Below are 11,404 nucleotides of genomic sequence, written 5' to 3'. Positions count from 1 at the left end.
GTGGCTCAAGTAGTAGGCTTTATAAAGGGGAAGAGTGCAATAAGCATTGCAAGGAATTATGGTGGCCGGAAAAAGAATTTTACTGGTCAGAATTTTTGGGCAAGAGGCTATTATGTCTCGACAGTTGGCAAAGATGAGCTGGCGGTTCGAGAGTATATTAGAAAACAAGAATATGAGGACCGCAGAATTGAACAGTTAAGACTGTTTGATTAATCACCTTTAGGTGATCCCCATTTTTTACCGCTTTGAGCGGTTCAGAATTCCATGCCACCGGCTTTGCCGGTGGTCGGTGACTGCGGGCCACTCCTGTTAATACCTGGGATTTTTATTTGACAGGGCCGCAAAAGGTCAGATTTCCGTCATGCCGGCGAAGGCCTGAATCCAGAAGTTTCTGAAATACTGGATGCCGGATAAATCCCGGCATGACGCAACCTCCTTATTTTGAGTTTTTGCGAGACCATCAATTGTGGCTTTAGTCATTGAACCGTAATGGTGGGAAGGCTTTTGGCATGCGTACCCCGCGTTGTGATAATCAGGCATTAATAAAAAAACAGAGAGCTTATGAAACGACTCAATGGATTATTTGATTTTCTGGGCAGATGGAGAAGTTCACGGGACATGCTCCCGTTTCTCGTTCTTTTCAGAAAGTTCAGAAGCATACTCGAGAGGAACAACAAAATCCTCGAACTGATGAGCGACATGGGCGACAAGCTTGGCGGCGAGTATGTTTTTGACAGGCAATACATTAAGGATGCCTGTGAAATGGCCAGTGACAATGTTTTTAAACTGATTTCAGATCTTTGCATTCTGACGAAATCAGACAATGTCGAGCTTTTTGTCGCATTTGAGCGCATACAGCATGAACTTCATGAAGAATTATCCGGCCGCAGGGTTGTTCCGACTGTAAGCCCTGTCATTTCCATAGACAATGTGAACGGTGATTTTAAGGAGGAGGTTGGCAACAAGTTTGCCGTGATTGGTGATATAAAAAGTTTTTTGGGACTTCCAACTCCTGATGGGTTTGTGTTTACGACCAAAGCGTTTTTTGATTTCATGGAATACGGCGGGCATTTGAAATACGCGCAAAAACTTCTTGCCTCATGGAGGAATGAAGAACTGCCTTTTGATGCCATATGCGATGAAATTGTAAAACGAATTCTGTCATCACCTATACCAAAAGATATTATCGCAGGAATGAATTCTGCTCTTAAAGCTATTTCAAAAAAGCATAAGGGCGAAGAGCTGATGTTCGCCGTCAGAAGCAGCGCCTGGGGAGAGGACAGCGGCTTCAGCTTTGCGGGGCAGTATGAAAGCGTTTTGAACGTGTCCAAGGATGGGATTCCTGACGCTTACAGAAAGGTTGTTGCCAGTGCGTATACCCATGAGGCCTGGCATTACAGGCTTCACAGGGGATTTCGGGAACATGAGATGGCAATGGCTGTGGGATGCCAGTTAATGGTTTCTGCTGTTGCAAGCGGAGCAATGTATACTTACGCTCCTCTTCCGCTTGAAAAAGAAGCAATGGTAATAAGCTCTGCATGGGGACTTGGCCCGGCAGTGGTGCAGGGAACAGCTGAATCTGACATGTTTATCCTTGACAGGATGCCGCCCCACAAGGTCCTTTCCGAGGAAGTTGATCTTCACAAGGACAAAATGCTTGTTTCCGATTCCTCAGGTGGGACTGTATGGAAAGATACGCCTGAAAGGCTGCGAAGAAGGTCTTCGCTTTCTCCTTATCAGATAGAGTATCTTGCCCAGTCTGCGATGAACATAGAGAGATATTATAAAAGGCCCCAGGACGTGGAATGGGCGTTTGATGACAAGGGAGAGCTATACATCCTCCAGGCAAGGCCTCTCAATATAAGGCCTGAGATTCCGCAGGCAAGAACCGATGTCGGTCTTGCCACAAGGTCTGCCGAGATAATATTTTCAGGTAAGGGCACTGTGGTTCAGCAGGGTGTGGCATCAGGGAAAGTATATATTGCGCTTAAAGATGATGATCTTAATGATTTTCCTTACGGTTCCATTCTCGTTACAAGGCATACGTCTCCCAAATATGGACGCGTTATGCCGAGGGCTCATGGAATCATAACAGACATAGGTTCTCCGACAGGACATATGGCTACCCTTGCAAGGGAGTACCGCATCCCGGCTATTGTGGGAACTGATGTAGCGACCGGTCTTCTTGAGACAGGAGACGAGATTACCATGGACGCAACTAGGAATACCATATACCGGGGCTCGGTCAAGGAGCTTACCAGGTTCGAACTGGCCGAGCAGGAAGTTTTTGAGGAAACATATGAGTACAGGCTTCTTAAAAGACTGCTCAGGAAAATTTATCCACTTCATCTTGTGGATTCAAGAACCAGGGATTTTAGACCGGAAAAATGCCTGACTTTTCATGATATTACAAGATACGTCCATGAAAAGGCTGTGGAAAAGCTCATTGATCTAAGTGAAAATTATCAGAAATATCATGACAGGGTTCCCAAACGTTTCAAATCGAAACTGCCGCTTGGCCTAATGGTCATAGACATTGATGGCGGTCTTGATGCCCCCCAGGAAGCAAAAACAGTGGCTCTTGAAAATATTGCCTCCATGCCTTTAAAGGCTCTTTTGGAAGGCCTTGTAAATTCAGGCATGTGGGGAACTGAGCCTGTTTCAATGGATATAGGCAGTTTCATGTCAAGTCTCACCCGAACCCTTGTTTCAACGCACTCCTCCCAGAATAGTTCGACTGAGCGTAATCTTGCCGTTGTTTCAAGGGAGTACATGAACCTTAATCTCAAGCTGGGATATCATTATACGGTTGTTAATGCCTTTATCGATGATGAGCCCAATGATAATTATGTTTTTTTCAGATTCATGGGCGGAGTCACGGATTTCGGACGAAGATCAAGGCGGGCAAGATTTATTGCAGGAATTCTGGAGCACCTCGATTTCCTTGTTGAGCTTCACGGGGATCTTGTGGCCGGGCGTCTGAAAAAAATGTCAAAAGAGAGAATGTGTTCAAGAACAATGATAATAGGCGCACTTATAGGATACACCCGCCAGCTTGATGTTGAAATGGCCACTGACAGCCATATAGCGCATTTTCATTCTGATTTTCTGGAGAAAGTTAAACCAATGATGGAGGCATTCAATGGCAGAGCATAATATTTCCGTTAGCGGATCACAAAAGACCAGAATTTTGATTCTGGACGACGAGGCGATAGTCTGCAAGCGTCTGTCTCCGGCATTTCAGAAAGCCGGATATTCTGTCGAAACATTCAATGACAGTGCTTCGGCAAAGGCGAGAATCGACACCGACCGTTTTGATATTGTAATAACAGATCTCAAAATGGAAGGGTTGGATGGCATGAAATTCCTTGAGCATGTGAAGGAAACATGGCCCGAGACTTCTGTCATTGTAATCACAGGTTTTGCGACGCCTGATACAGCCAAGGAATCCTTCCGTAAAGGAGCTTTTGACTTTGTTGCAAAACCTTTCAAGCTGGGTGAGATTCTGGATACAGTTAAAAGACTTGAGGCAAAAATAAAGGGATAGCAGAAAGCGGGATTGTGGCTGAACATTACAGAAGCAGGATTTAAAAAACGTCGCTGCTTTTTTATAAAAATCCCAAACCCCAAAATTGATAAGATCGCAAAAAGTCCAATCCTCGTCATTCCGGCACAGGCCGGACCAGAAGTGGTTGAAATTACTGGATGCCGTATCAAGTCCTGCATGACGCCGATGCCTTTTGGGGGCTTTTTGCGAGTTCATCAAAATTCAAATTCGAATATTAGAAATTGACCATACAAGGCATGACTCATGTTCTTTCCGTTCAAAAAACAAAAAAATCAGCCTGTTGCAAATGATTTTCCTGAATCTGTGAGGGCGCTCTTCCTGAAATTCAGGCGTATACAGAAGCTGAATACCAAAGCGCTCGAAATAATGGCGGAAATGGACAGGGTTCTTGGCGGGGAATATATTTTTGACAGGGCTTTCATGGAAAGCTCGATCAGGAGGCTTGGAGAGCTTGTTTATCATATCGTCTACTGCATCAACGCAATGTCCGGAAACAGGTATATAAGGCTCTACGACCGCTTTCAGGAGATAAGGGATATTCTTGATGACATCCTTGGCGGAGGAATGGGGCCTTTTGCACAAAAGTTTGCGCTTTCATACGGAAATATCGGTTGGGAGCTGGAACCGATCGTCGGTTCTCTGAATATATGCCTCGCAGAAGCCCGTTATCATCTTGATATCCCAGCTCCTGACGGTTTTGCGGTCACAATGTCGGGATGTGATAATTTTTTCAGGCACGCAAGGCAGAATGATAAAGAGTTTATGAGCTCTGATCTTGGAAATGCAATTATCGAGGAATTTGAAGTCTTTTTACAAAGAAACAGCAAGGTTACCGAAGTACAGATCCGGGCAATTCATCTTGCCGGAGAAGATAATGAATTTCATGAAATATCAAGTATATGCCAAGCGACGCCTGAAAAGGTTCTTGCAACGTGCTGTAGAGTTCTTTTGGATTATAAAGAAAAAAATACTAAAAACGGCAACGATGAAATGCGTGTCGCTCTTGCAGTTCATGAACATATTGATGCAGGAATTGCAGGCAAGGTAAGAGCTGAGACCATGCATGGATTCCCTGCCGGAGTCATAAGAATTACTGCATCAAATCCAGGCGGGCCTGAAAATCCTTTCAAAGATACGGAAAACTATATTGTCAAAAAAATCTTTCCGTATGGTCTTATAAGGTCAGAAATCATTCCAAAGTCTGAAGATACTCCTTTTGTTTCCGCCTCAAAAGGCTTTCAGCTTACCAGCAATGGACTCCAGCGTGGCCATGCTCTTCTCAGGCCCGAATTTCTTAAATCTCTTGCTGAAAATGCCGTGAAATTCTGGAGGATGACCGGAGAAAACCATGAATTTGCATGGATAAAAAGAGAATCCGGCGGCCCTGTTTTCATTGATATTAAAACAGTAGATCCTTTGCGTGAAAAAACACTTTCAGCCTCGCAGACATTTTCAGAAGCTTATGAAGCCGAAATAATCATTTCAGGAGGAGAAACCGTTCAGTCAGGAGCTTCAGCCGGAATTATCAGTCATGTCAGGGAGGATGACAGCCTGGATTCGTTTCCTCATGGGGCAATAGCCGTTGCAAAAACGGCGAGTCCGAGACTTTTCCCCTTTTTAAGAAAGGCCTCGGCATTTATTACAGAAATAGGAAGCCCCATAGGACATCTTGCGACGGTTGCAAGGGAGCTTCGGGTTCCCTCGATTTTTGGCCTTGAAAGAGCCCTTGAAATGCTTCCTCCAGGGTTGGAAGCGACTGTTGATGCATCAGGAAAAACCATCTACAGGGGCATAGTAGAAAGCGTAATGGTCGAAGCTGGCCTTGATACAGGGCTTATGCCAGGAGATGAGGAATATGCCTCCCTAAGACGTCTCCTGAGGTGGATAACTCCGCTCGGACTTACGGATCCAAACACAGACGACTATTCAGCCTCGGGCTGCCGTACCTACCACGACATCATTCATTTTGCCCATGAATGCTCTGTGGCAAGACTCCTTGGCATAAAGTATCCTGGGGCAGGGGATTTGAGATCATATGCCCAAAAAATTGAACTCAGCGTGCCGCTTGATCTTTTTCTGATTGATCTTGGAGGCGCCATCGCATCGGAATGTTCAGACAGAATAAGGATAGACCAGATTGAGTCTGTACCTCTGAAGGCTTTCCTGTCCGGGATAAACGACAGGGAAATGTGGCTGGATTCCCCGGTTCCCATAAGTTTTTCAGACATTGTTTCAGGCATGGCAAAAATGCCTTCAGCAACAGGGGCTTCAACCGGTATTCCAAAATATTCTGGAACAAATCATGTCATCGCAGCGGACAGTTATATGAATCTCGGCTTACTGCTCGGCTATCACTACACCATCGTAGACAGTTATTTCGGCAGCTTGCCCAGCCAGAACTACATATATTTCAGGTTTGCTGGAGGTTTTGCCGACGATACTCGCAAAAATATCAGGGCAGGATTCATAAAAGCTGTTCTTGAAGAAATGGACTTCAAGGTGGATATCAAGGCTGATCTTGTAATCGGAAAACTGAAAATGGCAAAACCTGATGAAATGAAACACTGTCTTATAAGACTCGGACAGCTTTCCGCTTTCACCAGGCAGATGGATGTAGTGATGACAGATTCAGGAATCATGGAAAATCTTCTTGATGAATTCAGAAAGCTGGGTGCGCAATGAAAAAGATCATCGGTTTTCTACATTCAAAATGGACAAGATGGCGCCTGAAAAAAATAACGGCAGCCCTTTATGAGCTGAAGGCAAGATATCATACGTTCAGGATAATTCTTTCAAATAATGAAACTGCCCTTGAACTTCTTAAGTCCATTGACCAGACAATGAGATCCTCGGCAATGTCGTGGGACAGCCTTTCATCGGAAATTGATGAGCTTCTTGAGACAACTTATGAACTTGTTGACGGTCTTGTCAGAATCGGAAAGGGTTCCCATGCAGCCCTTTATGCAAGGCACAGTTCCCTGTCAGCAGAAATCAGAAAACAGCTTGAGTCAGCAATAAACTCTCACAGGGCTTCTTTCTGTGTCTTTCTTGACGATTTTCAGTCTGACATGGCAGGGGTCGCAGGCTCCAAGGCCTCAAATCTCGCATTTCTGAAAAAAGCCGGTTTTCAGGTTCCCGATGGCTTTGTACTTACTGCACCAGCATGCTCTGAGATACTTTCGTCCAATGGAATTGATTCCTTCATAAAACAGAGGCTTCAGAGAATGGAGAATGCTCCGTCCCTGAATGCTGCGGAACTTGATGCAGATTCTGCTGAAATCAGAAAGCGGATAATGGATGCAAGAATTCCTGTGGAGCTTGAAAATGAACTTCGTGTTTTCCATGAAAGACTGACCGGCAATTCAGGCAATGCAATGTCTGTCAGGAGCAGCGCCCTTGCCGAGGACAAAGCCGATCATTCCTTTGCAGGACAGTTCAAGAGTATTCTCAACGTCATTTTTTTCGAAAGCCTGAAAAATGCGATTCTGGATGTTATCGCAAGCAGTTTCAGTCCAAGGGCCATTATTTACAGGATGAACGCAGGCCTTCCGCTCGTAGGCAGCGATATGGCCGTTCTGTGCCAGCTCATGGCTGATGCGAGGGCTGCCGGTGTTATGTTCACGGTTAATCCGTCAGATAATCAGGCCGATAATCAGGCCGATAATACATCCGGGCCTGAAAAAGGAAGAATGCTCATAAGCGCGGTTCCTGGCCTTGGAATATCAGCTGTGGGCGGGAGCGCTCCGGCCGATCTTTACATGCCCTTGAGGGACAGGCCCGAGGATATTCCTTTTTCAGAATGGTCAAAACTTGCTTTTAAAAACAGGCGCTGCGTGGCTTCTTCCGGGGAAGGCATTATGAGTGAAGAGATTTCCTTTGATGCCGGAGAGATGTCGGTTCTGTCCTTTGACGAGGCATGCAGACTGGCAAGATGCGGCCGCATGGTGGAAAGCCTTTACGGAAAGCCCCAGGATATTGAATGGGCAATTGATGAATGCGGCGGGATTTCTCTTCTCCAGTCAAGGGAAATAAGGCTTGGCCCTAAAAAGAGTCAAAAGTTTGATCCTTCTCAAGGTGGGGTTCTGCTATCCGGGGGTGTCTGCGCGTCAAACGGAAGATGCGCTGGAAAGGCTGTGCTTGTGAGCTCAGCCGAAGATGTCAAGGCAGTGAAAAAAGATATTGAGACTCCCTATATTATGGTTCTTCGCCAGAGCATGGTTGATGCTGCTGCCTGGCTTGATTGCTTTGAGGGGATTGTGGTTGACCTTGGAAATCCTGCGGATCATCTTTCTTGTGTGGCAAGGGAGTATGGCATTCCTATGCTGACATCAACCGGAATCGCCTCTTCTACTCTGAAAGACGGTGACTGGATAATTCTTGATGCAGATTCCGCATCGGTCCGCAGGGCTCCTGAAGGAATAACATCATACACAAGGAGAAAAAAGACGGTCGTAAAAGCGCCGGAAGATTCTGTTTCAACTCATTTTCCGGCCCTTGCCAGACTTCGTAAAATGATTGAGCCCCTGAATCTTACGGATAGCTATGGCCCGACATTTTCGATTAAGGAGTGCAGATCCGTTCACGATATTATCCGCTACGTCCATGAAATGGCTGTGCTTTCCATGTTTGATGCCGGCGATGCCCTTCTTGAGGATGCAGGTTCCATGGTTCACCGGCTTGACGAGGGGATTCCGTTTCATTTTCTGATTCTTGACCTTGGTGGCGGTATTTCACCTGGAAAAAAAGGCATGAAAATACGACCCTCAGATATTTATTCATCGCCTTTCCTTTCTCTCTGGGAAGGAATCTCAACTCCTGGACTGCGCTGGAATCAGGCTCCGCCTGCTCCGGCCATATCCGGGCTTTTCACCAAGGCAATGCTCGATGAAAGAAGCGCAAGGCCGGTTGGTAACCAGAATTACGCCATGATCACCAGGGATTATCTGAATCTGAACGCAAGGGTGGATTTCCATTTTGCGATGGTCGACGCTGTATGCGGAATCAATCCACGGGGGAATCATATCAGATTCAGATTCAAGGGAGGAGGCACCACTGCTGTTCAGAGGGAACGCAGGGCCCGGTTTGTTGTTCAGGTAATGAAGGAATACGGATTCTCATGCCAGCAGCATGAAGATCTTGTGACGGCCTCAATTTTTGAACTCAGGGCAGAGGATATAAGGGAAAGACTCGTAATGACAGGCAGGCTGCTCGGATTCAGCCGTCTTCTTGACGCTGTCATGGATGATGACGAGGCCCCTGCAAAGGTCGCAGATGCTTTTATGAAAGGTGATTACGCTCTGGGTGGAATGCACGGAGATCAAGAAGCTCAAAAAACAGCTGAATGAATATAAACAAAACATTTTTCCAGTCAGAAAGGAGGATCTCATGGCAATTATTAGTATTTCAAGAGCGTATTGCAGCAAGGGCAAACTTATTGCGGAAAAGGTTGCGGAACGGCTCAAATATGAATGCATTTCAAGCGAAATCATTCTTGAAGCCTCTGACACCTTCAACGTGACGGAAATAAAACTGTCCGAGGCAATGTATAAAGGCCCTTCCTTTCTTGAAAAAGTTACGAGGAGTAAAGAGATCTATATCGCATATATAAGAGCGGCGCTTCTCAATTATATGAAAAGAGGCAATGTTGTTTATCATGGTGTGGCAGGCCATTTTTTTCTACAGGGAATAAGCCATGCCATCAAGGCAAGGATAATCGCAGATTTTGACAGCAGGGTTTCTGAACTGATGGCAAGGGAAAAAACAACAGAATTCCAGGCAATGAAGACCCTTGTCTGTTACGACAAAGAAAGGCGCAGATGGTCTAAATCCATATATGACATAGATACGACAGACCCAAGCCTTTATGATCTGATACTGAATATCAATCATATTTCAATTGATGACTGTGTGAACATGATATGTCATGCAGCTGCATTTTCTTCTTTCCAGCCAACTGCCGAGTCTAAAAAGAATTTGAACGATCTTAGTATGGCAGCTACGGCAAAAGCGCTGATAATTAACAAATATTTTGACGCCGTGGTCAGCTCAGATGATGGCCACCTGACTGTTTTATTTCCCAAAAGGGTTTCAAACAGGAAACAGGTTGTGGCCGGAATCGAAAATCTCCTTAAAAATATGTCCGGCATAAACAAGATGGACATAATGGTCGAAGAGGAAGTCACGGCAGGCTCGCTGATGTATATGGCAAACCGCTGATTTGAAATGGCTGTGCTTCGGTTAAATGCTGAAATCTATAAATAAATTATTTTTGACAAGGTCTCAAAAAGTCAGACTTCCGTCATTCCGGCGGGGCCTGTCCCGGTGAAAACCGAGAGCCGGAATACGGAAATAATTGAAATACTGGATGCCGGATCAAGTCCGGCATGGCCCTGAAGCTTTTTTTCGGGTTTTTGCGAGAGCATCAACGTCGGAGGCAATCCTTATTCGAATGTTTTTATGATGCCTATTTTTTCATATACCGGTCTGATCATTTTCCGTATGTCAGGAAGTTTTCTTGCAAAGACCGCAGCACAGATAATGCAGCAGAGCCCTCCTATGAAAAGTGTCTCAGGGGCGCCGATATGACTTGCAAGCGTACCGGCCCAGAGGCTTCCGAATGGAGCCATGCCTATGAAGGCCATGGTGAAAAAGCTCATTACCCTGCCGCGTTTGTCATCATCGACAATGGTCTGAAGTATCGTGTTGCTTGCAGCCATCTGCACCATCATTCCGAATCCTGACAGAAACAGCATCGTCATTGAAAACCATAAAACCTTGGACATGGAAAAAAATAATAGGCCGCAGCCAAAGAGAAATGTTGCTGAAGCTATAATTTTTCCAAGTCCGAAAACATTTTTTCGTGATGCAAGGAACAGGGCTCCGCAGAGAGCTCCGACCCCTGAAGCTGCCATGAGAAAACCGAGGGTGTGGGGCCCGCCATGAAGGATGTCACTTGCGAAAACAGGCAGAAGCACCATGAATGGCACACCGGTTAAACTTACAATGCCAAGCTGAAGAATTATCGCCTTGATCGGCATAAAACCGAAGGCATAATTAAATCCTTCTCTAAGACCTTTCAGGGCTGACTTATGTTCAGAACTAATTCTGCTCTTTATGTTTTTCATGAGTACCAGGGAAAAAATCACTGCCACATAACTGCCCGCATTTAAGAAAAAACAGATCCCTTCGCCAAAAGCGGCAATCATTATGCCTGCTATTGTAGGGCCTATCATGCGGGCAATATTAACCATCGAGGAGTTAAGCGCAATGGCATTTCCAAGGAGAGATTTGTCGTCCACCATTTCTATAACAAAAGACTGGCGAGTCGGGATGTCAAATGCATTCACCAGTCCTATAAAAAGGCTGAGAGCCGGAATATGCCAAACCTTGATGGAGTCTGTGAGAATGAGAATACCCAAAAATAGAGCCTGAAGCATGGAAAGCGCCTGGGTCAGAATTATCAGCCTGTGCTTGTTTATTCTGTCAGCCAGAACGCCTGCAAAAGGAGCGATAAAAAACGAGGGGATCTGGCTACAGAAGCCGACAACGCCTAAAAGCGCGGCTGAATGTGTCATCCTGTAAACCAGCCAGCTCATGGCTGTCTGCTGCACCCAGGTTCCTATAAGGGATACTCCCTGGCCAGCCATGAAAAGTCTGTAGTTTTTTGAAGACAGGGCGCGGAAAGTTGTTTTTGTCCGGTTCAATTCAAATTCGCCTTTTTTATTACCAAACACATTGGCCATACTCATGGCAGTCAAGTTTGACAAAGTCGCAAAAAGTCCGATTTTCGTCATTCCAGCGAAGTCCGGAATCCAGAAGTGTCTGAAAATACTATAT

The 11,404-nt window shown here is 45.5% G+C and carries 7 protein-coding genes; 6 read left to right on the top strand and 1 reads right to left on the bottom strand.

The window, feature by feature from the left end:
- From K245_RS0104535 to K245_RS0104505, 6 genes are all read left to right on the top strand, one after another.
- The coding region (locus tag K245_RS0104535) for a transposase (protein WP_027358353.1) at positions 1-213 on the top strand (213 nt) is incomplete at its 5' end.
- Positions 214-561: 348 nt separating this feature from the next.
- Entirely contained in the window at positions 562-3,156 is a 2,595-nt protein-coding gene (locus K245_RS23070) for a PEP/pyruvate-binding domain-containing protein (protein WP_035276460.1), read from the top strand.
- Entirely contained in the window at positions 3,143-3,547 is a 405-nt protein-coding gene (locus K245_RS0104520; RefSeq protein ID WP_051283868.1) for a response regulator, read from the top strand. Before K245_RS23070 ends, K245_RS0104520 begins: the two co-directional genes overlap by 14 nt.
- Positions 3,548-3,811: 264 nt before the next feature.
- The gene (locus tag K245_RS0104515; RefSeq protein ID WP_027358351.1) at positions 3,812-6,250 is read left to right on the top strand and encodes a PEP-utilizing enzyme; all 2,439 of its coding nucleotides are present in this window, start codon (positions 3,812-3,814) and stop codon (positions 6,248-6,250) included.
- Complete coding sequence (locus tag K245_RS23065) at positions 6,247-8,913, top strand: PEP/pyruvate-binding domain-containing protein (RefSeq protein ID WP_051283867.1); 2,667 nt, start codon at positions 6,247-6,249, stop codon at positions 8,911-8,913. The genes K245_RS0104515 and K245_RS23065 overlap by 4 nt, the downstream gene beginning before the upstream one ends.
- 40 nt (positions 8,914-8,953) lie before the next feature.
- Positions 8,954-9,784, top strand: coding sequence for a cytidylate kinase-like family protein (locus K245_RS0104505; protein ID WP_027358350.1), 831 nt, complete (start codon positions 8,954-8,956; stop codon positions 9,782-9,784).
- 224 nt (positions 9,785-10,008) lie between these two features.
- On the opposite strand, the gene K245_RS0104495 is transcribed toward K245_RS0104505, so the two are convergent.
- Positions 10,009-11,361, bottom strand: a complete 1,353-nt coding sequence (locus K245_RS0104495) for an MFS transporter (protein ID WP_198013828.1) — start codon at positions 11,359-11,361, stop codon at positions 10,009-10,011.
- Between the last annotated feature and the right edge of the window lie 43 nt (positions 11,362-11,404).

The sequence above is a fragment of the Desulforegula conservatrix Mb1Pa genome (genome assembly GCF_000426225.1).
In the GTDB taxonomy this organism is placed as follows: Bacteria; Desulfobacterota; Desulfobacteria; order Desulfobacterales; family Desulforegulaceae; genus Desulforegula; species Desulforegula conservatrix.
The sequence above is the reverse complement of the archived record's forward strand: the minus strand, read 5'-3'. Positions and strand labels throughout refer to the sequence as shown.